At 71.2% G+C, this 23080-nt stretch carries 22 protein-coding genes and 1 tRNA gene; 12 read left to right on the top strand and 11 right to left on the bottom strand.

The annotated features are described in order from the left end of the window. Positions 1-149: 149 nt before the first annotated feature. The gene (locus IE267_RS16450) at positions 150-653 is read left to right on the top strand and encodes a PaaI family thioesterase (protein WP_167158923.1); all 504 of its coding nucleotides are present in this window, start codon (positions 150-152) and stop codon (positions 651-653) included. Positions 654-1341: 688 nt separating this feature from the next. Then, a complete protein-coding gene (locus tag IE267_RS16445; RefSeq protein ID WP_167158925.1) occupies positions 1342-1980 on the top strand; it encodes a TetR/AcrR family transcriptional regulator in 639 nt (212 codons plus the stop codon). Between the two features lie 218 nt (positions 1981-2198). On the opposite strand, the gene IE267_RS16440 is transcribed toward IE267_RS16445, so the two are convergent. The 3 genes from IE267_RS16440 to IE267_RS16430 all read right to left on the bottom strand — a co-directional run bounded on the left by IE267_RS16440 (position 2199) and on the right by IE267_RS16430 (position 4140). Beyond that, positions 2199-2272 (bottom strand) — tRNA-Pro (locus tag IE267_RS16440). Positions 2273-2301: 29 nt separating this feature from the next. Further along, on the bottom strand, positions 2302-3114 hold the full coding sequence (locus tag IE267_RS16435) for a Pr6Pr family membrane protein (protein WP_189763705.1): 813 nt from the start codon (positions 3112-3114) through the stop codon (positions 2302-2304). A gap of 99 nt (positions 3115-3213) precedes the next feature. After that, positions 3214-4140, bottom strand: a complete 927-nt coding sequence (locus IE267_RS16430; protein ID WP_161250165.1) for a metallophosphoesterase — start codon at positions 4138-4140, stop codon at positions 3214-3216. A 78-nt stretch (positions 4141-4218) separates the two neighbouring features. Between IE267_RS16430 and IE267_RS16425 the strand changes: the two genes are divergently transcribed. Beyond that, the gene (locus IE267_RS16425) at positions 4219-4683 is read left to right on the top strand and encodes a GatB/YqeY domain-containing protein (protein ID WP_100573834.1); all 465 of its coding nucleotides are present in this window, start codon (positions 4219-4221) and stop codon (positions 4681-4683) included. 154 nt (positions 4684-4837) lie between these two features. On the opposite strand, the gene IE267_RS16420 is transcribed toward IE267_RS16425, so the two are convergent. Then, positions 4838-7114, bottom strand: a complete 2277-nt coding sequence (locus tag IE267_RS16420) for a transglycosylase domain-containing protein (protein ID WP_167158929.1) — start codon at positions 7112-7114, stop codon at positions 4838-4840. A gap of 416 nt (positions 7115-7530) precedes the next feature. Here IE267_RS16420 and IE267_RS16415 point away from each other — a divergent pair, with 416 nt between their 5' ends. Continuing rightward, the gene (locus tag IE267_RS16415; RefSeq protein WP_189763779.1) at positions 7531-7899 is read left to right on the top strand and encodes a WhiB family transcriptional regulator; all 369 of its coding nucleotides are present in this window, start codon (positions 7531-7533) and stop codon (positions 7897-7899) included. Between the two features lie 13 nt (positions 7900-7912). Here the strand turns inward: IE267_RS16415 and bagB are convergent, their stop codons facing one another. Both bagB and bagA read right to left on the bottom strand, forming a co-directional pair. Further along, the gene (gene bagB, locus IE267_RS16410; protein ID WP_189763704.1) at positions 7913-9442 is read right to left on the bottom strand and encodes an ArsA family ATPase; all 1530 of its coding nucleotides are present in this window, start codon (positions 9440-9442) and stop codon (positions 7913-7915) included. Continuing rightward, a complete protein-coding gene (gene bagA / locus IE267_RS16405; RefSeq protein WP_167158933.1) occupies positions 9439-10401 on the bottom strand; it encodes an ATPase BagA in 963 nt (320 codons plus the stop codon). Before bagA ends, bagB begins: the two co-directional genes overlap by 4 nt. A gap of 156 nt (positions 10402-10557) precedes the next feature. Here bagA and sp36 point away from each other — a divergent pair, with 156 nt between their 5' ends. The 4 genes from sp36 to IE267_RS16385 all read left to right on the top strand — a co-directional run bounded on the left by sp36 (position 10558) and on the right by IE267_RS16385 (position 13589). Continuing rightward, positions 10558-10719, top strand: coding sequence for a Sp36 family protein (gene sp36 / locus IE267_RS16400; protein ID WP_003975360.1), 162 nt, complete (start codon positions 10558-10560; stop codon positions 10717-10719). Next, the gene (locus tag IE267_RS16395) at positions 10716-11183 is read left to right on the top strand and encodes a RidA family protein (protein ID WP_161250157.1); all 468 of its coding nucleotides are present in this window, start codon (positions 10716-10718) and stop codon (positions 11181-11183) included. Before sp36 ends, IE267_RS16395 begins: the two co-directional genes overlap by 4 nt. Positions 11184-11620: 437 nt before the next feature. Beyond that, entirely contained in the window at positions 11621-12505 is an 885-nt protein-coding gene (locus tag IE267_RS16390; protein ID WP_189763703.1) for an NUDIX hydrolase, read from the top strand. Between the two features lie 253 nt (positions 12506-12758). Further along, positions 12759-13589, top strand: a complete 831-nt coding sequence (locus tag IE267_RS16385; protein WP_161250153.1) for an MBL fold metallo-hydrolase — start codon at positions 12759-12761, stop codon at positions 13587-13589. Positions 13590-13682: 93 nt separating this feature from the next. On the opposite strand, the gene IE267_RS16380 is transcribed toward IE267_RS16385, so the two are convergent. Together IE267_RS16380 and IE267_RS16375 are read right to left on the bottom strand one after the other, a co-directional pair. After that, positions 13683-14582, bottom strand: a complete 900-nt coding sequence (locus tag IE267_RS16380; RefSeq protein ID WP_373304558.1) for a nucleotidyltransferase domain-containing protein — start codon at positions 14580-14582, stop codon at positions 13683-13685. Positions 14583-14881: 299 nt separating this feature from the next. Next, positions 14882-15556, bottom strand: coding sequence for a Crp/Fnr family transcriptional regulator (locus IE267_RS16375; protein WP_017947815.1), 675 nt, complete (start codon positions 15554-15556; stop codon positions 14882-14884). A 939-nt stretch (positions 15557-16495) separates the two neighbouring features. Here IE267_RS16375 and nth point away from each other — a divergent pair. From nth to IE267_RS16355, 4 genes are all read left to right on the top strand, one after another. Next, entirely contained in the window at positions 16496-17326 is an 831-nt protein-coding gene (nth, locus tag IE267_RS16370) for an endonuclease III (RefSeq protein WP_167159786.1), read from the top strand. 478 nt (positions 17327-17804) lie between these two features. Continuing rightward, the gene (locus tag IE267_RS16365) at positions 17805-18464 is read left to right on the top strand and encodes an NUDIX hydrolase (protein WP_167159788.1); all 660 of its coding nucleotides are present in this window, start codon (positions 17805-17807) and stop codon (positions 18462-18464) included. A gap of 13 nt (positions 18465-18477) precedes the next feature. Next, positions 18478-19677 (top strand): MarP family serine protease, encoded by a 1200-nt coding sequence (locus IE267_RS16360; protein WP_167158939.1) that lies wholly within the window; start codon positions 18478-18480, stop codon positions 19675-19677. Between the two features lie 267 nt (positions 19678-19944). Beyond that, complete coding sequence (locus IE267_RS16355; RefSeq protein WP_167158941.1) at positions 19945-21297, top strand: 6-phospho-beta-glucosidase; 1353 nt, start codon at positions 19945-19947, stop codon at positions 21295-21297. A 12-nt stretch (positions 21298-21309) separates the two neighbouring features. Here IE267_RS16355 and IE267_RS39650 read toward each other — a convergent pair whose 3' ends face one another. The 3 genes from IE267_RS39650 to IE267_RS16345 all read right to left on the bottom strand — a co-directional run bounded on the left by IE267_RS39650 (position 21310) and on the right by IE267_RS16345 (position 23044). Beyond that, positions 21310-21507: a hypothetical protein gene (locus tag IE267_RS39650; protein WP_161256350.1), complete on the bottom strand. Its 198-nt coding sequence runs from the start codon at positions 21505-21507 to the stop codon at positions 21310-21312. Positions 21508-21623: 116 nt separating this feature from the next. Further along, entirely contained in the window at positions 21624-22571 is a 948-nt protein-coding gene (locus tag IE267_RS16350; RefSeq protein WP_161256347.1) for an alpha/beta fold hydrolase, read from the bottom strand. Beyond that, the gene (locus IE267_RS16345; RefSeq protein WP_167158944.1) at positions 22568-23044 is read right to left on the bottom strand and encodes a phage holin family protein; all 477 of its coding nucleotides are present in this window, start codon (positions 23042-23044) and stop codon (positions 22568-22570) included. Before IE267_RS16345 ends, IE267_RS16350 begins: the two co-directional genes overlap by 4 nt. Positions 23045-23080 lie beyond the last annotated feature (36 nt).

Genomic DNA, 23080 nt, shown 5'->3' with positions numbered 1-23080 from the left:
CCCTGCCACTCCCCCAAGATGACGGAGCGTCAGGGCAGTCGACGTCCCGCCGCGAGACGCCGATCACCGTGTTACGCCGAACAGTTGGTGCAAGAGTTCCATTCAACGAGCGATCCTTCTCGACTCTCGACCCGATCGGAGCCGCACTCATGGGTGAGCAGACCCAGACGCAGACCCCGCCGCGCGCGGGGGCGAAGATCCAGCCTGAGGTCCTCAGCCGTTTCGCCGACGCGGGCGTCGACCTGGAGTCGATGTTCGCCGGCGGCCACCTCGGCAACCGCATGGGCGTGGAGCTCATCGAAGCCTCTTCCGACCTCGTCGTCGGCACGCTTCCGGTCGAGGGCAACACGCAGCCCTACGGCCTCCTGCACGGCGGCGCCTCGGCGGTCCTGGCCGAACACCTCGGTTCGATCGGCGCGACGCTGTACGCGGGCCCCGCGAAGGTGGCGGTCGGTGTCGAGCTGAACTGCACCCACCACAGGGGCCTGCGCTCGGGCATCGTCACGGGCACGGCGACTCCGGTCCACCGCGGCCGCACCATGGCGACGTACGAGGTCGTCATCACCGACGACCAGGACCGCCGTGTCTGCACCTCCCGCCTGACGTGCCTGATCCGGGACGCGGCTCCGAAGGGCGCGGGCGCGTCCCACTGACGCCCTGCCCCTCCCCACCCGCACGGTCCCGCATCCGCACGATCCCGCTTCCGGACCGTCCCGCATCGGTGCCGTCCCCGCACCCGCCACCGACGGGCCCCTGCCGCGGCAGGGGCCCGCTCTCACCATGGGTGGGGGCGACCGGTCCCGCCCGGGTGGGCCGTTCTACCTGACGCCCGAGGGGACCGGGGCCGCGAGCGCGGGCCGAGCCATGCCGTTCGGTCCGGCACGGCACGCTCAACTCGACCGGCAGTGAGCCGAGTCGGCGCGACTTCCGGCCGCACGGGTGCGGGACGCCGACCCGGGCGCCGGTCGACGAGGGCAGCGGCGGCCGCCATTCGGACACGGCGCCGGGCGCCGCACATGCCGCCGCGGTCCGCCCGCCCTGGTCGATGACCATGGCACCGCGCCCGACCGGGCGGGGGCCGACATGCGGTTGTCGCCTTCCGCCCCGGCCGCGGCGGGTCCGGCGCTGCGGTGCGGGGAGCCGACTATTCCCGGTCGGCCGGGCCTGGACCTCAACAAAACATTAAGATGGTATGTTACTCTAAATTTAAACCCGAGTATAAATACGCAAGGGCCGCCCCAGCCCTCCGCGGGCTTGTACGGGCGCCGAGTCGGTGGTCGAAGAGCCCCCCATCCGTGGAGCAGGGCTTCAAGAATCGACACCCTCGCCACAGGAGAACGCATGGCCGACGAAAGCTCCGTCACACTTGTAGCGACGAGCCGCCGGGAACGCAACAAGCAGCGGATGAGGGGACGCATCTTCTCCGCCGCCCTGAGCCTCTTCGCCGAGAAGGGTTTCGAGCAGACCACGATCGACGACATCACCGAGCGTGCCGATGTCGCGCGGGGTACGTTCTTCAACCACTTCCAGCACAAGGAAGAGCTCATCACCACCTGGAGCAACCAGCGCAGAGAACGGCTGGAGGACAAGCTGCAACAGGAGGTGCTCACGGAAGCGGACGTGAGCAGGACCCTGGGGCGGTGCATGACCGCGCTCGTCGACATCAACGACGGGGAGGCGGCGGAGCTCAACCAGGTCATGCTCATGTGCTGGGTCCGCGCGGGCCTGCCGATCAGCGAACACCCCTACACCGCCGAGGTGTTCGCGGACGTCATCCGGACCGGCGTCGCGAGGGGCCAGATCCGCGCCGACACGGAACCCATGCAGGTGGGGCATCTCCTGCGCGACGCCTACCTGGGGGCGCTGTTCCGGCTGTGCCGCAGCGACGCGAAGGACGTCGACCTGGGGGTCGAGCTGCAGCGCGTCCTGGACATCGTCCTGCCCGGCATCCTCAGCGACAGCCCCCACCGGCCCGGCTGACGAGCCGGACCCCCGGCCGGCCGCCGGAGAAACAGCAGCCCCACCGCCCCGGCGAACGACGCCTGTCCTGCGCCGCCTTGCTCCGGGTGGTGCGCATCGCGGCTGTCACCCACGGCGCGACCGGCGGGCGTCCCGGATCACTTCCCGGCGGTTCCGGAACGCACATCGGGCCCGGTTCTCCGTGAAGGAGAACCGGGCCCGATGTGTTCTTGCGGCTGTCGGGGTGGCGGGATTTGAACCCACGACCTCTTCGTCCCGAACGAAGCGCGCTGCCAAGCTGCGCTACACCCCGATTGTCTCCGCTTGTCGCGGCGACGTCGTTTACTTTAGCCCACTGGCGCCCGGAGACGAAATCCGGTTTTGGGGGCCCCGCAGGCAGGGGCGGACGTGGTCCAGGCCGGTGATCGTCAGGGCCAGGGCGTAGAAGGCGAGGCCGAAGACCACGGCGTTGGTCAGCACGCCGGCATAGCCGTGCTGGGCGACGTCCAGGAAGGGGTACGGGTAGCGGGCGGTGGTGCCGGGGGACAGCAGGGCGCCCCGGATCAGGGCGAACGCGAAGTAGGCCAGCGGATACAGGAGCCACTGCGCGGCGTGGCGCGGGCGCAGGCCGCCGGGGCGGGTCAGGAGCAGCCAGTCCAGGGCCGCGGCGAGCGGTGTGACCGTGTGCAGGAGCTGGTTGGAGACCGTGCGCCAGCCGGTCACGGCGACCGCTTGGTCGCCCGTCATCGAGAAGCCGCTGGAGCTGTTCGCGAGGACCAGGTGGAAGACCAGGCCGGTGATCGAGATGTAGAGGAGCACGCCCCCGGTGACCCGGGCCGGGAGCGGGGGCCGGCCCCGCCAGGCGCGCACCGCCGACCAGCCGAAGGCGACGGCCACCAGCAGGTTCGACTGGACCGTGAAGTAGCTCAGGACGCGCGGTGGGCTGCCCACCGCCAGGTCGATCACGATGCCGGTCACCGCCGCCGCGCAGATCAGCGCGCGGAAGGCCGCCGCGTACGGGCGGCGGACGGTCGGCAGCACGGCGGAGGCGGGCGCGTCCGCCGTGCCCGCGCCGCCCGGCAGGGTCGTGTCCCGCGAGGAGCCGGACGCAGGGGATGTACGGGGCGAATGAGAGGGAATCCGGTCGTACCGCATGCGTTCACGGTAGGGGGTCGCCCCCGGGCCCGCCGGTACAGGGGGAGGCGGGCAGGGCGGGCACCCCGGGCCGGCGCCCCACGCCGTCCCATCAGCGCCCTACCGCCGCCCCACCAGCGTCAGGAGCGTGGCCTCCGGCGGGCAGGCGAAGCGGACCGGGGTGTAGCGGTTGGTGCCGCAGCCCGCCGAGACGTGGAGGTAGGCGCGGTTGCCCTCGGCCTCGTGCGTGGACAGGCCCTTCACGCGGTCCGTGTCCAGGTCGCAGTTGGTGACCAGGGCGCCGTAGAAGGGGATGCAGAGCTGGCCGCCGTGGGTGTGGCCGGCCAGGATCAGCGGATAGCCGTCCGCCGTGAACGACTCCAGGGAGCGCAGATAGGGCGCGTGGACCACCGCGATCGACAGGTCCGCGCCCGTCTCGGGGCCGCCGGCCACCCGCTCGTACCGGTCGCGCTTGATGTGCGGGTCGTCCAGGCCGGTGAAGGCCAGCTCCATCCCGTCGAGCTTGAGGCGGCCCCGGGCGTTGCTCAGGTTCACCCAGCCCGCCGAGTCGAAGGCGTCCCGCAGGTCCTCCCACGGGTTGTGCACGACGCCGACGGCCGGCGCGTTGCCGTTGAGGCCGTGCTTGCCCTGCGCCTTCTCGAACAGGTACCGGGCCGGGTTGCGCAGCTTCGGGCCGTAGTAGTCGTTCGAGCCGAAGACGTAGACGCCGGGGAACTCCATCAGCGGGCCGAGGGCGTCGAGCGCCTCGGGGACGCCCTCCGGGTCGGACAGGTTGTCCCCGGTGTTCACCACGAAGTCGGGGCGCAGGCCCGCGAGCGACTGCAGCCACGCCCGCTTCTTCCGCTGGCCGGACACCATGTGGATGTCCGAGACCTGGAGCACGCGCAGCGGGCGCGCCCCCGGCGGCAGCACCGGCACCGTCACCCGGCGCAGCCGGAACGATCTCACCTCGAAGCCGGCCGCATAGGCGAGACCGGCGGCCCCGACCGCCGTGACACCCAAGGGAATTCCGTATCGCGCGCGCATGCGTCCATCGTCGCAGACCGGGCGGCGGCGGCATTAATCGGCGGGCGGGCAGCCCACGGCACCTGACACACTGGGGACATGACCACGCTCAAGGCCCGACTCAAGGACGACCTCACCACCGCCATGAAGGCGCGCGACGAACTCCGCTCGTCCACGCTCCGGCTGACCCTCACCGCCGTCGCCAAGGAAGAGGTCGCCGGCACGGCCGCGCGTGAGCTCTCCGACGACGAGGTCCTCAAGGTGATCGCCAAGGAGGCGAAGAAGCGCCGCGAGGCGGCCGAGGCCTTCGACAAGGGCGGCCGTGCCGAGTCCGCCGCCCGTGAGCTGGCCGAGGGCGAGATCCTCGACGCGTACCTGCCCAAGCAGCTCTCCGACGACGAGCTCGCGGCCATCGTCGCCGCCGCCGTCGACGAGGCGAAGGCCGCCGGTGCCGAGGGGCCGCGCGCGATGGGCGCCGTCATGAAGATCGTGAACCCGAAGGTGGCCGGCCTCGCCGACGGCGGCCGCGTCGCCGCCGCGGTGAAGCAGCGCCTGGCCGGCTGAGCCGGAGCACCTACGGGCCGACCCGGCCCGGAGCACACGTACGGAAAGGGGCGCCCCGGGAATCGCTTCCCGGGGCGCCCCTTTCCTGTGCGGATCGGCGGGTGTCCGTTTCCCGTGCGGTCGGCACGGGTCCGTCACCGGTACCGCGACACCGCTACTGCGGCCAGCCGCCCGAGTCCCCGCCCACCACGCCGGGCGGGAGGGAGATGCCGGGGAAGGGGTCCTGGCCGCCGCGGCCCGGAGGCTTGTTGTCGCCGCCCGGCTTCGGCTTGTGCTTGCCCTTGTTCTTGCTCTTGTCGCCGTTGTTGCCCTGCGCGCCGGCCGTCGTGGCCGGGTCGCCGCCCGGCTTCTGGCCGCCGTTGTCGGGGATGTTGACGTTGACGAACGGCGCCGAGTTCTGCCCCTGCAGCGCGCCGGTCACGGCGTCCCGCCAGATGGGGCCGGGGACCTGGCCACCGTAGACCTGCTCCACGAACTGGCCGCCGATGGTGATGTTGTTCATCTCGACCCGCTGGGAGGGGCTGCCGACCCAGACCGCGGCCGACAGGTTCGAGGTGTAGCCGACGAACCAGGCGTTCTTGCGGCCGTCGGTGGTACCCGTCTTGCCCGCGTTGTCACGGTCCTTGAGGCCGGCCTCGGCACCCGTACCGGAGTCGACCACGCCGCGCAGCAGCGTGTTGATGCTGTCCGCGGTGTTCTGCGACATCGCCTGCGAGCAGGCGGACTTCGGCACCGGCAGCGGCGAGCCGTCCACCTTCTTGATGGACTCGATGGCGATCGGCGTGCAGTACGTGCCCCGGTTGGCGAAGGCCGCGTACGCGGAGGCCATCGTCAGCGGCGACATACCGGTGGAACCGAGCGTCAGTGCCGAGGGCACCATGGGGAGCTTCTCGCCGTTGCCCTGGATGACCTTCAGCTTGTCCGCCATCTGGGAGACGGGGCACATGCCGATGTCGCCGAGCATCTGCACGAAGTACGTGTTGACCGACTTGGCCATCGCCTCCTTGAGCGAGAACGGACCGACCTCGGACTCGTTCTCGTTCTCCAGGTGATACGGCTGGGGCTTGCCGTCGTTGACCCACGGCTTGCCGCTGTTGCACGTCTGGACGTTCGGGTAGTCCATCTCGTACGGCGCGGAGTACTGCTGCGTCGGCGGCTTGCCGCCCTCGATCGCGGCCGCGGCCAGGAACGGCTTGAACGTCGAGCCGACCGGGAAGCCGAAATTGGAGCCGCCCATCTGGCGGTTGACCGAGAAGTTGATCTGCGTCTCGGTGTCCCCGAAGCCGTACGGCCTCGACTGGCCCATCGCGAGGATCTTGCCGCTGCCGGGCTGGACCAGCGTGACGGCCGTCGCGACCGAGTCCTTCTGGTAGACGTGCGACTTGATCGATTCCTGCGTCGACTTCTGGGCCTGCGGGTCGAGCGTGGTCTGGACGGTGAGCCCGCCCTGGTTCCAGAGCTTGGCCCGCTCCTCCTTCGTCTTGCCGAAGACCGGGTCGGACAGGAAGACCTCGCGCACGTAGTCGCAGAAGAAGCCCGCGCCCTCGACGGCGGTGATGCAGCCGTTCTTGGGCCGGCTCACATTGAGCTTGATCGGCTCTTCCTTGGCCTTGTCGGCCTCGCCCTGCGAGATGTCCTTCATGTCGGCCATCCGCTGGAGCACCGTGTTGCGGCGCTTCTTGGACTCCTGGGCATCGTTGACGGGGTCGTACCGGCTGGGCGACTGCACGATGCCGGCCAGCATCGCCGACTCGTCCAGGGTGAGGTCCTTGGCCGACTTGGAGAAGTAGCGCTTGGCGGCGGCCTCGATGCCGTACGCCTGCTGCCCGAAGAACGTGATGTTGAGGTAGTTCTCCAGGATCTTCTTCTTGCCGAGCTCCTCCTCGACCTGGATCGCGTACTTCAGCTCCTTGACCTTGCGGCCGATCGTCTGCTGGGTGGCCTCGGCGACCTTGTCGGGGTCATCGCCGGCCTCCTCCACGAAGACGTTCTTCACGTACTGCTGGGTGAGCGTGGACGCGCCCTGGGCCACACCGCCGCTGGTCGCGTTCTTGTTCAGCGCGCGCAGGACGCCCTTGGCGTCGATCGCGCCGTGCTCGTAGAAGCGCGAGTCCTCGATCGCGACGATCGCCTTCTGCATGTACGGGGAGATGTCGGCGAGCGGCACCACGGTGCGGTCGCGCGAGTACACCTGGGCGATCGTGCCGCCCTTGTTGTCCAGGATCGTGGTGCGCTGGCTCAGCGGCGGGGTCTTCAGGTTGGCCGGGATCTCGTCGAACCCCTCGACCGTGCCCTTGGCCGCGAGCCCCAGGGCGCCGGCCGCCGGCAGGGCGATCCCGGCGAGCACCGCCCCCGCCAACACACTCACGCCGAGGAACTTGGCCGCCTGCTGGGTCCCGGTCAGGCCTCCGCCCGATCGCTTCATTGCCATGGAGGGCAGCCTACGTTCTCAATCGCCGGACACAGGTGAAGGCTCTGGCCTAAGCTGCTCTCAACTGTCACAGCAGTGCGGCTGCGCATCAAGACCCCGGCCGCGTGTGGAAGTGATCCGCCGTCCCCGAATCCGGCGGGAACCAGCCCAGTTGATGTCCGATTGCGCCTCATGCGTCATCTCGTGTCCGTTGCGCCTCAGCTGATACGTCCCATTATTTCGGATTCGTCACGCATGTCCTCCGCTCACTCCGTTGGGTGATCTGCCGCGTACGCATAGTCCGTTCGGGCCATTCAAGATTGGGCCCGACGGGGGTGTTGCGCTGTGCCCACCTTCCGTAACGTCCTCAACTGGCAGCGGTGAATATGCCTCTGCCGCCGTGGGGGAGCCTCGATTCGGGAGAGGACGGCGCCGGCATGGGCTGGGTAACCGACTGGAGTGCGCAGGCAGCCTGCCGCACTACCGATCCGGACGAACTGTTTGTACAGGGTGCAGCGCAGAACAGGGCCAAGGCGGTGTGCACCGGTTGCCCGGTGCGGACCGAGTGCCTGGCCGACGCGCTCGACAATCGTGTCGAGTTCGGCGTGTGGGGCGGCATGACGGAACGGGAGCGACGCGCCCTTTTGCGCAGGCGCCCCACCGTCACCTCGTGGCACCGCCTCTTGGAGACCGCGCGCACCGAGTACGAGCGCAGCACGGGAATCCTGCCCGTGTGCGCGGAGGAGGACGCGGACTACGACTACCCGCATTCCTTCGGAGACGAGGCGTACGCGGCAGTGGGCTGACGGAGCCGGGGACTCAGGCAGCTCCGGCCGGAGATCCACCGGCCGCGAGCCGGTCCCCGATGGTCCGGAGACCCGCGAGGTCGTGCACATCGCCCGGCAGGGCGGCCACTTCGGCGACTTTGACCTCGGGGTGAAGTGCGGCGAAACGGGCGCGCGTCCGCTGTTCACGCGCGAGCACCTGCATCCGCTCGGCATGCAGCCGCAGCAATCCTGCGGTCAGCCGCTCGACGGAATCGTCCGCCGATACGGAATCGGCCCCCGTCAGGGCATGGTTCGCGGGCTCGGCGGCACCGGCAGTGCCTTCGGGATCTTCGTCTTCGGGATCTTCGGCGGTTCCGGTGGCTCCGGTGGTCCCGCCGGTTGCGGCGGCCTCGGAGGGGCCGGGGGCTTCTGCGACTGCTGCGGCTTCTGGGGCGACTTCCGCGGTTTCGACGGCCTTGGCGGTCTTGGCGGCTTCGGGAGAGGGAACGCCGGCGCCACGACCATCAGCCTTCCCGGCCTCCTGATCCACAATGCCGCGTTCGTCAAGATTTTCGGCAGGCATTTCTGCCGCGTTCGCCGCGGGGCTTCGGGTCGGGTGATCCGCCGTGTCCGGGGTCTCCTCCGGTGTCTCCTCCAGGCTCTCCGCGGCGGCCAGGGCGCGCTCGGCCGAGAGCCGGGCCGCCGCGCTGCCGTGCACGCGGTTCAGTACGAGCCCGGCGAGCGGCATGTCGTCGGCGGCCAGGCGCTCCACGAAGTACGCGGCCTCGCGCAGCGCGTCCCGCTCGGGCGCGGCGACGACGAGGAACGCCGTACCGGGTGCCTGCAACAGCCGGTAGGTGGCGTCCGCCCTGGTCCGGAACCCGCCGAACATCGTGTCCATGGCCGCCACGAAGGTCTGCACGTCGTGCAGGAACGGTCCGCCGAGCAGCTTGCCGAGCGTGCCGGTCATCATCGACATGCCGACGTTGAGGAACTTCATCCCGGCCCGGCCGCCCATCTTCGCGGGCGCCATGAGGAGCTTGATGAACTTGCCGTCCAGGAACGAACCGAGCCGCTTGGGCGCGTCCAGGAAATCGAGCGCGGACCGCGACGGCGGGGTGTCCACCACGATCAGGTCCCACTCGTCCCTGGCCCGCAGCTGCCCCAGCTTCTCCATCGCCATGTACTCCTGCGTGCCCGCGAAGCCGGCCGACAGGGACTGGTAGAACGGATTCGTCAGGATCGCCTTGGCCCGCTCGGGGTCCGCGTGCGCCTCGACGATCTCGTCGAAGGTCCGCTTCATGTCGAGCATCATGGCGTGCAGTTCGCCGTCACCCTCGACGTCCTTGACCCGGCGCGGGGTGTTGTCGAGCGAGTCGATGCCCATGGACTGGGCGAGCCTGCGGGCCGGGTCGATGGTGAGCACCACGACCTTGCGGCCCCGCTCGGCCGCCCGAACTCCCAGTGCGGCGGCGGTAGTTGTCTTTCCGACTCCGCCCGACCCGCAGCACACGATGATGCGGGTGCCCGCATCGTCGAGCAGCGGATCGATCGCCAGTGTCCCGGCCGCGTCCAACGTCACTCACCCACCCCGAGCTTGCGCAGTTCCGAAGCCAGGCGGTAGAGCCCGGCCAGGTCCATTCCCTCGCCGATCAACGGCAGTTCGTGCGTGGTAAGTCCCAACGTGCCCAGAACCGCGCGCTGTTCACGCTCCAGCTCCACCCGCTCGGCGTGCTCGGCGGCCTGCTCCAGGAGCGGTGTCACCAGTTTCGCCGAGCCGGAGACCCCGGCCCGCGTCAGCGTCCTGGCGACCTCCTTGCGCCGGTCGCCGGTGACCGCGCGGACCGCAGCCTCGTCCAGGACGTGCGGGCGGACCATGTTCACGATCACCTTGCCGACCGGCAGCTCGGCCCCGCGCAGCTCGGCGATCCCGTCGACCGTCTCCTGGACGGGCATCTCCTCCAGGAGGGTCACCAAGTGCACTGCCGTTTCAGGGGACTTGAGGACCCGCATGACGGCCTGCGCCTGATTGTGTATCGGGCCGATCTTCGCCAGGCCCGCCACCTCGTCGTTCACGTTCAGGAAGCGGGTGATGCGCCCGGTGGGCGGAGCGTCCATCACGACGTAGTCGTACGCGTACGCGCCCTGCTTGTTCTTGCGGCGCACCGCCTCGCACGCCTTGCCGGTCAGGAGCACGTCCCGTACCCCCGGCGCGATGGTCGTCGCGAAGTCGATCGCGCCGAGCTTCTTCAGTGCCCGGCCCGCGCCGCCCAGCTTGTAGAACATCTGGAGGTAGTCGAGGAGCGCCCGTTCCGCGTCGATGGCCAGTGCGTACACCTCCCCGCCACCGGGCGCCACGGCGATCTTGCGCTCCTCGTACGGAAAGGCTTCCGTCTCGAAGAGCTGCGCGATGCCCTGTCTGCCCTCGACCTCGACGAGGAGCGTGCGCCTGCCCTCCGTCGCGAGGGCGAGCGCGAGTGCTGCGGCGACCGTGGTCTTGCCGGTACCGCCCTTGCCGCTGACGACCTGGAGCCTGCTCACACCTTCGAGCCTAACCAGTCCGCCCGCGACCTACGCATGTGGTCGGCGTAAGACCTGTGCGGGCGGCTGTGCGCGTGGCCGTGCATGTGGCCGCGCATGTGGTCGGCGTAAGGAGCCCGCGCGAGGGGGCGGCGGGCAGCGGCTACAGTCGGGCCCATGACCAAGTGGGAATACGCGACCGTGCCCCTTCTCGTGCACGCGACCAAGCAGATTCTGGACACCTGGGGCGAGGACGGCTGGGAGCTTGTCCAGGTCGTCCCCGGGCCGAACAACCCCGAGCAGCTGGTGGCCTACCTGAAGCGGGAGAAGCAGGCATGAGCGCCGTCGAGGCCAAGCTGGCGGAACTGGGCCTGACCCTCCCGTCGGTCGTCCCGCCGCTCGCCGCGTACCAGCCCGCCGTGCGGTCCGGGGCGTACGTGTACACCTCGGGCCAGCTCCCCATGGTGGAGGGCAAGCTGCCCGTCACCGGCAAGGTCGGCGGCGAGGTCACCGCGGAGGAGGCCAAGGAACTGGCCGCCACCTGCGCCCTCAACGCGCTCGCCGCGGTCAAGTCCGTCGTGGGTGACCTGGACCGCATCGCGCGCGTCGTGAAGGTCGTCGGCTTCGTGGCCTCCGCCCCCGACTTCACCGGGCAGCCCGGCGTCATCAACGGCGCCAGCGAACTCCTCGGCGCCGTCCTCGGCGACAAGGGCGTGCACGCCCGCAGCGCCGTCGGCGTCGCAGTGCTTCCCCTGGACGCCCCGGTCGAGGTCGAGATCCAGGTGGAACTCGTCCAGGCCTGATCCTCCGGGCCCGATCCTCAGTCCATCCGTCCGCGGACGACCGACCTCCTCCGCAACGGACCGACATCCCTTCCTTGCGTCGAGGGCCGACCCCCAGGGGCCGGCCCTTCGCCGTTCGGGCACCTGGGGCAGCCCCCGGGCCGCCCGGGCCCCCGGCTTGGCTCGGCTCGGGACGTGGCGCGTGGGACGTGGGACGTGGGACGTGGGATGTGCCGAGCGTGCGGGAGGCGCTGGACGTGCCGAGCGTGACGGACATGCCGGACGTCCGTTCGGACACCTGGGGCAGCCCCGGGCCGCCCGGGCCCCCGGCTTGGCTCGGCTCGGCACGTCGGACGTGCCGAGGGTGACGGACGCGCCGGACATTCCGGACGTGTCGAAGGGATGTCACCTACACACACCCCCTCGAACATCCGCACGCCACCCCGTAGCATCCGCCCATGCCCAATGGTCAGTGGTACCCGCCCGAGTGGCCGGACCGCATCCGTGCCCTCGCCGCAGGCGAGCTCACCGCGGTCGAGCCGCGGCGGGCCTCGACCGTGATGCTGCTGCGTGACGGCCCGGCCGGTGCGGACACCGGCCCTTCCGTGCACATGCTGCGCCGACGCGCCTCCATGGCCTTCGCCGGGGGTGCGTACGCCTATCCCGGCGGCGGCGTGGACCCCCGCGACGCCGAGGACGCCCGGCTCGGCTGGGCGGGCCCGACCCGCGAGACCTGGGCCGAACGCCTCGGCACCGACCCCGCCTCCGCCCAGGCGATCGTCTGCGCCGCGGTGCGCGAGACCTACGAGGAGGCGGGCGTCCTCCTCGCGGGCCCCAATGCCACCACCGTCGTCGGCGACACCACCGGCGACGACTGGGAGGCCGACCGTCAAGCCCTGGTGACCCACGAACTCAGCTTCGCCGAGTTCCTCGACCGGCGCGGCCTGCTGCTCCGCTCGGACCTGCTCGGCGCCTGGGCGCGCTGGATCACCCCCGAATTCGAGCCCCGCCGGTACGACACCTGGTTCTTCGTGGCCGCCCTCCCCGAAGGCCAGGTCACCCGGAACGCCTCGACCGAGGCCGACCGCACCGTCTGGATCCGCCCTGCCGAAGCCGCCGCCGGCTACGACAAGGGCGAGCTCCTGATGATGCCGCCGACCATCTCCACCCTGCGTGACCTCCTTCCGTACTCCGGCGCCGCCGAGGCCCTGGTGGCCGCGGCCGAACGCGATCTGACCCCGGTTCTCGCCCGGGCCCGCCTGACCGACACCGGTGAACTCGTCCTGAGCTGGCCGGGCCACGACGAGTTCACCAAGCACATCCCGGCCGGGGGCGAATCCTGATGGCCCTTCCCCCTACGCCCCGGATGACCACCGCCCTCGCCCCTGCTGCTCGCCGAGTGGCCGCTGTCCCGGGTGCGGTTCGGGTGACGTCCGCCTTCGCCGTGACGCGGGTGGCCGCCCCCTTCGCCGTGACGCGGGTGGCCGCTGACCCTGGCTCGGTCCGGGGGAGGACCGCCTTCTCCATGCCCCGGGTGATCACCACGCCCGCCACCACGCGGGCGACCATCGCCCCCGCCACCCCTGGAGGTGCCGTATGAGTGATGCCGCCGCTCTGCCCGGGCAGCCGCGCGGTGGGGTCCTCTCGGGCCCCGCGACCGCCCGCGCGACCAATGTCCTGGCGCCCAACGCCTCCGCGATGACGCTGGACGGCACCAACACCTGGATCGTTGCCGAACCCGATTCCGACCTGGCCGTCGTCATCGATCCCGGCCCGCTCGACGACGGGCACCTCGGCCATGTCATCGCCATGGCCGAGAAGGCGGGCAAGCGGGTCGCCCTGACCCTCCTGACCCACGGGCACCCCGACCACGCCGAGGGTGCGGCCCGCTTCGCGGAGCTGACCCGTACCCCCGTGCGCGCCCTGGACCCGGCCCTGCGCCTGGGAGACGAGGGTCTCGCGGCCGGCGATGTCGTCACCACCGGTGGCCTGGAGCTGAGGGTGGTGCCCACCCCGGGCCACACGGCGGACTCGCTCTGCTTCCATCTGCCTGCCGACCGGGCGGTGTTGACGGGCGATACGGTCCTCGGACGTGGCACGACCGTCGTGGCCCATCCCGACGGCCGCCTCGGCGACTATCTCGACTCCCTTCGCAGGTTGCGTTCGCTGACGGTTGACGACGGTGTGCACACCGTCCTGCCGGGTCACGGCCCGGTCCTCGACGACGCCCAGGGCGCTGTCGAGTTCTATCTGGCCCACCGTGCCCACCGGCTCGCCCAGGTGGAGACGGCGGTGGAGAACGGCCATCGCACGGCGGCGGACGTGGTGGCCCGGGTCTACTCGGACGTCGACCGTTCGCTGTGGCCGGCCGCCGAGCTCTCGGTGCGCGCACAGCTCGAGTACCTGCGCGAGCACGGGCTCATCTGAGGGTGTGCCGACGTCGGACCTGCTCCGATCCTGGGCGGGTCTCGATCCGGCGTGAAGGGGCGTACCGTAGAGGAGAGTCGAGCAGAGCGGCTGTCAACTCTCGTACGGGCGCGGCGACTTGGCGCCATGGACCGTGAGGTATTCGGCGGCGAGCCACGGTCCGAGATCTTCGGTGTACATCGTGAGAACGTCCCGGTCCGCGACCGGGTTCCCGGCCAGCGCGGCAATTTTCCTCAACTCCTCCGCCCGCTCCGGGTAGTAGCGCGCGAAGGCCTCCGCCTGCTCGGTCAGATCGCTGGTCCAGCCGCCGTACCGGGGCATGACCAGGGTGAACGCCGTACGCACGAGCTTGCGCGAGGCGCCCCGCACCAGTGCGCGGAGCTGGGCGTCCCCGGTGGCTTCCGCGGCGGCGCGACGCCAGCGGGGCAGCGCGTCGCCGAGGTCACCGTTGGTCTCGCGGGCGAGCAACGAGGTGGGCCGGTAGCGCGGCAGGAGCTCGGCGAGGTCGGCTCCGAGGAGCGGGGTGCACAGGCACGCCACGAACCAACCGAGGTCGTGGCGCTCCAAGTCGCTCAGCAGCACGTCCCGGCCGAACAGCAGGATTCCGGCCCCGTCGATCACGTCGAACGCGGCATCCAGCTCGGTCTCGACGGCCCGCGCCTCGGCCCGGTCGGCCTCCGTCGGGTCGGTGCGCAGCGCGAGGAGCACGTCCAGGTCGGACCGGCCGGCCCGAGCCGTGCCGCGCGGCACGGACCCGTACAGGTAGGCGCTGTGCAGCCGCCCGGCGAAGCGTTCCGCCACCTGGTCACGCAGGGCGGAGACGAGCGGCCGGAACTCGGCCTGCACCAGATCGAGGGACCCTTCGCGTCCGATGTATCCGCCCGTGCCGCCCGTGCGGTCCAGCCCGCTCGTGCGGTCCAGGCCGTCCGCGCGGTCCGGGCCGCCTGTGTCGCCCGTGCCGCCTGTGTCGCCCGTGCCGCCCGTGCGGTCCATGCCGTCCGCGCGGTCCGTGCCGCCTGTGTCGCCCGTGGCGTTCGTGTCGTTCAGCCCGCCCGCGCGGTCCGTGCCACCCGTGTTGCCTGTCTCACCCGCGCGGTCCGGGCCACCGTTGTTTCCCTTGCGGCCCCCGGCGTTCGTCTCGTCCAGGCCGTTCGCGTGGTCGGTGCTGCTCATGTGTGGATCTGCCCCCGCCGTTTCGCTTTCTGCTGCGTGCCCGCACCCCCCCCCGCCACCGTGCCCACGTGAAAGGGGCCGGTCTCGTCCGAGACCGGCCCCTTTCACGTGCGAGTGGGTCAGCGCGAGCGCTTCGCCAGGCGTTCCACGTCCAGCAGGATGACCGCGCGGGCCTCCAGGCGCAGCCAGCCGCGCTGGGCGAAGTCGGCGAGGGCCTTGTTGACCGTCTCGCGAGAGGCGCCGACCAGCTGGGCCAGCTCTTCCTGCGTCAGGTCGTGCACGACGTGGATGCCCTCCTCGGACTGCACGCCGAAGCGGCGCGACAGGTCGAGGAGCGCCCGGGCGACACGGCCCGGCACGTCGGAGAAGACCAGGTCGGACATCTGGTCGTTGGTCTTGCGCAGTCGGCGGGCGACGGCGCGCAGCAGGGCGGTGGCCACCTCGGGGCGGGCGTTCAGCCAGGGCTGAAGGTCGCCGTGGCCCAGGCCGAGCAGCTTGACCTCGGTCAGCGCGGTCGCGGTGGCGGTGCGCGGGCCCGGGTCGAAGAGCGACAGCTCGCCGATGAGCTCACCGGGGCCGAGAACCGCCAGCATGTTCTCGCGGCCGTCGGGTGAGGTCCGGTGCAGCTTCACCTTGCCCTCGGTGACCACGTACAGGCGGTCACCCGGGTCGCCCTCGTGGAAGAGCGCGTCGCCGCGGGCGAGCGTCACTTCACTCATCGAGGCGCGCAGCTCCGCGGCCTGCTCGTCATCGAGCGCCGCGAAGAGCGGGGCGCGCCGCAGAACGTCGTCCACGAATCTCTCCTTGTGACCGGTTTCAGGGGATCCAGCTCCCCATTTTGCCGGACGGTATAAACAGTGCGATCAATCACAGGATGACGTACTGGAGTGCCGGACCGTGAGTCAGGGGGCCGATTGGGGCCGTGATTCGCGGTGGCCGGGGCGGATGTCGGTGCCGGGCTTTAGGCTGGCCGAGTGTCCAATTCGCCGGTGAGAGCGCAGGCCAGGGGGGCTGGAAGAGTGTCCGCAGAGAACGATTCCGCTGTGGGCGAACAGCCCGCGTCCAAGCCGAAAGACCCCGCGAAGCGAGCCCCGCGGGGTGCCGGAACCGCCTCGTCGGCGCGGGCGGCCAAGGCGCTCGCCCAGCGTGCCGACAGGCCGGCCGACCCGAAGGGAGGGGCCGCCCCGGTGGAGCCCGCCGACAAGCCGGCCGGGCGGAAGAAGGACAAGCCGTCCGCGCGGAACGAAGCGGCCTCGGTCGAGGCTGCCTCCACGGAGAAGACTGCCGCCAGGAAGGCGGCCGCCGTGAAGCCCGCGACGTCCAAGAAGGCGACGTCCGAGAGGCCGACGTCCAAGAAGGCGGCCGCCGTGAAGCCCGCGACGAAGAAGGCGGCCCCGGTCGAGGCCGCCGCCAAGAAGGTGGCCGCTGTGGAACCCGCGACGTCCAAGAACGCGGCCGCATCGCGGGCCGCCGCCAAAAAGGCGGCCTCTGCTCGGCCCGCGCTCAAGAAGGCCGCGCCCGTGAAGCCGGCCAAGACCGCCCCCGGCAGCAGAAAAGCCGCTGAGGTGACGTCGGCGCCAGCCGAGCAGGCCCCCGCCGCGAAGCGTGCCAAGCCCGACAAGCCCGCCGCAGTCAAGAAGGCCGCACCCGCGAAGGCCGTCGCGAAGGAGGCCGCACCCGCGAAGGCCGTTGCCAAGAAGGCCGCACCCGCGACGGCCGAGGGCAAGGCCGGCATGGCCACGGCCGGGCCGGGGGCGGCGAAGGGGGCGGGCCGTGGAGGCAAGGGCGTCGGGGGGAAGCCCGAGTCGCATGCCGCCATGGTCCGCCGGGCCCGGAGGATTAATCGGGAGCTCGCCGAGGTCTATCCGTACGCCCACCCCGAGCTGGACTTCCGCAACCCCTTCGAGCTGCTCGTCGCGACGGTCCTCTCCGCGCAGACCACCGACCTCAGGGTGAACCAGACGACGCCGAGGCTGTTCGCCGCGTACCCGACCCCCGAGGATCTCGCCGCGGCGAATCCCGAGGACGTCGAGGAGCTCATCCGGCCCACCGGCTTCTTCCGGGCCAAAACCAAGTCGATCATGGGGCTCGCCGCCGCCCTCAGGGACGAGTTCGGCGGTGAGGTGCCGGGCCGCCTCGCGGATCTGGTCAAGCTGCCGGGCGTCGGGCGCAAGACCGCGAACGTCGTGCTGGGCAACGCTTATGGCGTGCCGGGGATCACGGTCGACACCCACTTCGGGCGGCTGGTGCGCCGGTTCGGGTGGACCGAGCAGGACGACCCGGTGAAGGTCGAGGCGGAGATCTGCGAGATCTTCCCGAAGAGCGAGTGGACGATGCTCTCGCACCGGGTCGTCTTCCACGGTCGCCGCATCTGCCACGCCCGCAAGCCCGCCTGCGGTGCCTGCCCGATCGCCCCGCTCTGCCCGTCCTACGGCGAGGGTGAGACCGACCCCGAGAAGGCCCGCAAGCTCCTGAAGTACGAGAAGGGCGGGCTGCCCGGCCAACGGCTGAGCCCGCCGCCGGACTATCCCGGCCTGCCCGCGCCGCCGCTCGGAGCGGGCTGACGTCACCCGGAAGACGGACGCTGAGGCCGCCCGGAACGAATGCGACCGTCACAGGCGTTGTGGACGATGAACGACGGGGGTGCAGATGACGCACACGAGCGAGACGTACGAGGGTGATCCGCGCGGTGTCGACGGCCGCGGGCGCGCCGCGGCCCAGGCCGGCCGGGTGGAAGCCGAGCGTGCCCGCGGAGGCGCCCTGAGCGGCCGCGTCGGCGGCCCCGGCCACCCCGCGGCCGCGGACCGCGCCGACGGCCGGGCCAGGGCCGACACCCAGCGCGGTCCGGCCGGGGCCGACGCCGAGCGCGGCATACGCGAGCCCGCCCAGGACTCTGCCGGCCCCCTCGTCCCTGAGCCCGCCCAGGACGCCGTCGGACCCGTCGCCCCCGGGCCCGCCGCCAGGGGCCGGGCGGAGCACGGCCGGGCGTTCGGCGACGAGCCCGGCATCGATCCGGGCATCGAGGTGGACGGGCACGGCGTCATGGTCAGCAGCGAAGGCCTGCCCGACTGGCTGGCTCCGGTCGCGCGGGCGGCCGAGTCCGTCGCGCCCGAGCAGATGAGCCGGTTCCTGCCGCCGGAGAGCGGCGACGGGCGGCAGTCCGCCGTGCTCGTCCTGTTCGGCGAAGGCCCCCGCGGCCCCGAACTGCTCCTCATGGAGCGGGCGAGCCAGCTCCGGTCGCACGGCGGCCAGCCGTCCTTCCCGGGCGGCTCCCTCGACCCCGAGGACGGCGACCCGGCCGGCACGGGCCCGCTGCGGGCCGCGCTGCGCGAGGCCGAGGAGGAGACCGGGCTGGACCCGGCGGGCGTCCAGCTCTTCGGCGTGCTGCCCCGGCTCTACATCCCGGTGAGCGGCTTCGTGGTGACGCCCGTGCTGGGCTGGTGGCGCGAGCCGACGCCGGTGCGTGCCGTCGACAGCGGTGAAACGGCGCGCGTCTTCACGGTTCCCGTGGCGGATCTCACGGACCCGGCCAATCGTGCGACCGCGGTCCACCCCAAGGGCCACGCAGGCCCGGCATTCCTGGTCGAATCGGCGCTGGTCTGGGGGTTCACGGCGGGGGTGATCGACCGGATCGTGCACTACGCGGGCTGGGAACGCCCGTGGGACCGGGCCAAGCGGGTGCCGCTCGACTGGCACGCGTGACAGGCTGGGGCCCGTGAACGTGCTGGACATCCTGTTGCTGGTCGCCGCCGTGTGGTTCGCGATCGTCGGCTATCGCCAGGGCTTCGTCGTCGGCATCCTGTCGGTGATCGGGTTCCTCGGCGGTGGCCTCGTCGCCGTGTACCTGCTCCCGCTGATCTGGGACCAGTTGACCAACGAGTCCCAGGTCTCGACGACGGCGGCCGTCGTCGCGGTCGTCGTCGTGATCGTCTGCGCCTCGGTGGGCCAGGCCCTGACCACCCATCTGGGCAACAAGCTGCGCCGGTACATCACGTGGTCGCCGGCGAGAGCCCTGGACGCGACGGGCGGCGCACTGGTCAACGTCGTGGCCATGCTCCTGGTGGCCTGGCTGATCGGTTCGGCCCTTGCCGGGACCGCCCTGCCGACCCTGGGCAAGGAGGTCCGCAACTCCAAGATCCTGGTGGGAGTCTCCAACGTGATGCCCCAACAGGCGTCCACCTGGTTCAGCGACTTCTCCTCCGTCCTCGCGCAGAACGGGTTTCCCCAGGTCTTCACGCCGTTCTCGAACGAGTCGATCCCCGACGTCCAGGCGCCCGACCCGAAGCTCGCCGGCAGCCCGGTCGCGGCCGCCGCCAAGAAGTCCATCGTCAAGGTCGTCGGCATGGCTCCGAGCTGCGGCAAGCGCCTCGAAGGCACCGGGTTCGTCTTCGCCGACCGCCGCGTCATGACCAACGCGCACGTGGTGGGCGGGGTGGACGAGCCGACCATCCAGATCGGCGGCCAGGGGCGTACGTACGACGCGAAGGTCGTGCTCTACGACTGGCGCCGCGACATCGCGGTCCTGGACGTGCCCGACCTGAAGGCGCCCGCGCTGCAGTTCACCTCCACCGACGCCCACACCGGCAACAGCGCGATCGTCGCGGGCTTCCCCGAGGACCACCCCTACGACGTCCGCTCCGCCCGCATCCGCGGCCGGATCAGCGCCAAGGGCCCGGACATCTACCACCGGGGCACGGTCCGCCGCGATGTCTACTCGCTGTTCACCACGGTCCGCCCCGGCAATTCGGGCGGCCCGCTGCTGACTCCCGAGGGCAAGGTGTACGGGGTGGTCTTCGCCAAGTCACTGGACGACCCGGACACCGGCTACGCGCTGACCGCCGACGAGATCCGGGACGATGTCCAGCAGGGCCGCACGGCCAGTCAGCAGGTCGACAGCCAGCAGTGCGCCCTGTGACTTCCTGAAGGCCCCAAGGCCCCAAGGCCCCAAGGCCCCAAGGCCCCAAGGCCCCAAGGCCCCAAGGCCCCAAGGCCCCAAGGCCCCAAGGCCGTACGGCTTCCAAGGCTCCAAGCCACCAAGGCCGTACGGCTTCAAGGCCCCAAGCCACCAAGGCCGTACGGCTTCAAGGCCCCAAGCCCCCAGGGCCGTACGGCTCCAAGGCCCCACGACCTCTCAACCCCACGACCCCCACGACCCCCACGACCCCCTGACGAGAAGGCTCCGATGCGACTGACGATCCTCGGCGGCGGCGGCTTCCGCGTCCCGCTCGTGTACGGCGCCCTGCTGCGCGACCACGCGCCCGGGAGGGTCACCGAGGTCGTCCTGTACGACCTGGACGCGGCGCGGCTGCACGCGATCGGCCGGGTCCTAGCCGACCGGGCGTACGGGATCGAGGACGCGCCCTCGGTGCGCACCACCACCGACCTCGACGAGGCGCTGCGCGGAACGGACTTCGTGTTCTCCGCGATCCGTGTGGGCGGGCTCGAGGGCCGCGCGGCCGACGAGCGGATCGCGCTGGCCGAGGGCGTCCTGGGGCAGGAGACGGTCGGCGCGGGCGGCATCGCCTACGGGCTGCGCACCGTGCCGGTAGCCGTCGAGATCGCACGCCGGGTCAAGGCGCTCGCCCCCGACGCCTGGGTCATCAACTTCACCAACCCGGCAGGCCTGGTCACCGAGGCGATGGCCGAGCACCTCGGCGACCGTGTGGTGGGCATCTGCGACTCGCCGGTGGGTCTGGCCCGCCGGGTCGCCCGCACACTCGGCGTCGAGCTCGCAACGGCACGTCTGGACTATGTCGGGCTCAACCACCTGGGCTGGCTGCACGGCCTGTACGAGGGCGAGCAGAACGTTCTGCCGCGATTGTTCGAGCAGGGAGACGAGCTGCTCACCTCCTTCGAGGAGGGCAAGCTGTTCGGCGCCGAGTGGCTGCGCTCGCTGGGGTCGGTGCCGAACGAGTACCTGCACTACTACTACTTCAACCGCGAGGCGGTGAGCGCCTACCAGCGGGCCGAGCAGACGCGCGGCGCCTTCCTCAAGGACCAGCAGGCACGTTTCTACGCCACCGCGGAAACCGTCCCCGACGCCTCGGTGTGGGCGGCCTGGGACCGCACGCGGGCCGAGCGCGACGCCACGTACATGGCCGCGAACCGGAACGTTTCGGGGGCCGGCGCGCGCGATGACGACGACATGGAGTCGGGCGGGTACGAGAACGTGGCGCTCGCCCTGATGCGGGCGATCGCGAGGAACGAGCCGGCGACGCTCATCCTGAACGTGCGCAACGGAACCTCCCTGCGCGCGCTCGACGAGCGCGCCGTCATCGAGATCCCCTGCCGCGTGGACGCGTCGGGCCCCCGCCCGCTGCCCGTCTCGCAGCTGACGGGCCATGAGACAGGCTTGGTCAGCGCGGTGAAGGCGGTCGAACGGTGTGTCCTGGAGGCGGCCGCGACCGGATCGGCGCGAGCGGCGGTGAAGGCCTTCGCCCTGCACCCGCTGATCGACTCCGTCCGGGTCGCCCGAGAGCTCCTGGACGGCTACCGAAGCGCTCACCCCGGCCTCGGCTACCTCAGGGTCGATTAGGTCCGCGGGCGACTAGGTCCGCACGTGGCGCAGCCGGGCCGAGACCCAGCGGGCCCGACGTCGCAGGATGCGCGGAATGCCCACCTCCTGGGAATCCGGGGAGGGGTGTTGTAGCCCCTGCCCCTGCGGGCCGCCCCTCTCGTACGAGACCGGCCCTGCGGCCGTTCGGCGGTTGCGTGCTGCATCACCGTAGTCGTGCGTCCAGCCCATACCCCGACGTGTGCCCGGGGCCCATGGTCGGTAACCGCGCCGGAGGGGGCCAATTGGCCTATGCGCCGGGCATTTGGCCGTTCGTAGGACAGCAGTTCCCACGAGGCCACCGGAACTCAGCGGTCCGGTTCCGGATCCCGCAGCCAGTTGACGAGCTCGGTGGAGAACGCGGCCGGATCCTCTTCGTGCGGGAAGTGCCCCAGACCGTCGAACAGCCGCCAACGGTAAGGGGCTTCGACGTACTCGCCCGAACCCGCGGCGCTGCGCGTGCGCATCACCGGGTCGAGCGAGCCGTGCAGATGGAGCGTCGGCACCCGGACCGGCCGCTTCATCCTCCGGTTGAACTGGATGCCGTCGGGGCGGGCCATCGAGCGCACCATCCAGCGGTACGGCTCGATCGAGCAGTGCGCCGTGGACGGGATGCACATGGCACGCCGGTAGGTCTCCACGGCCTCGTCCTCGGGCTGGCGCGGGCCCGACCAGTCCCGGACGAGCCGGCCCACCAACGCCCCGTCGTCCGCGACCAGCTGACGCTCCGGCAGCCACGGCCGCTGGAAGCCCCAGACGTAGGACCCGGCCGAGGTCTGCTTGTAGTCGGCGAGCATCGCCGAGCGCCAGCGGCGCGGGTGCGGCATCGACGACACCACGAGCCGGCGCACCACCTTGGGGCGCATCACGGCCGCCGTCCACGCCAGGTAGCCGCCCAGGTCGTGCCCGACCAGGGCCGCGTCCGGCTCGCCGAGGGACCGTACGACCCCGGTGATGTCGAGCGCGAGGTTGGCCGGGTCGTAGCCGCGCGGGGTGCGGTCGCTGCCGCCCACGCCGCGCAGGTCCATCGCGACGGCGCGGTAGCCGGCGTCGGCCAGCGCGGTCAGCTGATGGCGCCACGTCCACCAGAACTGCGGGAACCCATGGAGCAGCAACACCAGTGGCCCGTCGCCGAGTTCGGCGATGTGGAAGCGCGCACCATTGGCCGCCACGTCCCTATGGGTCCAGGGACCATCGATGCGGACGGGGCTGCCGGTGCCGCCGGGGCTGCCGGTGCCGGTGTCGGGTGCGCTCATGCAGACGAGCGTGCCACAGTGGCGCCGGTGTCCGTGACCGCGATCTCGACGGTGGCCGGACGCGGATGCGGCTTGACACCCTGGAGCGTGGCGGCCGTCGCCTTGGCCGAGGCGATCGACTTCTCCGGCGGCTTGACCTTCTTGAACTTGGTCACGGCCAGCAGCCCGAGCAGCCCCGCGAGCAGCAGGAACGCGCCGCCGACGATGAGGAACGACCAGGCGAGCCCGAGTCCCAGGTTGTGGATGCCGTACGCCGCCGCGAAGCTCAGCACCGGCAGCGAGAACAGCGCGAGCACACCGGCCGTACTGATGGCGATGCCACCGATCGCCCCGCGCTTGACGTCCTGCCGCAGCTCCGCCTTGGCCAGCGCGATCTCGTCGTGCACCAGGGCGGACATCTCCGCGGTCGCGGAGGCGACCAGCTGGCCGAGGCTGCGCTCGGCGCTGCCGGCGTTGTGGCTGGGGTCGCTCATCGCTGACTCCCTCATCTCTACTCGGATACCGACGGG

This window comes from Streptomyces xanthochromogenes (assembly GCF_014650455.1).
Classification (GTDB): domain Bacteria; phylum Actinomycetota; class Actinomycetes; order Streptomycetales; family Streptomycetaceae; genus Streptomyces; species Streptomyces xanthochromogenes.
The sequence above is the reverse complement of the archived record's forward strand: the minus strand, read 5'-3'. Positions and strand labels throughout refer to the sequence as shown.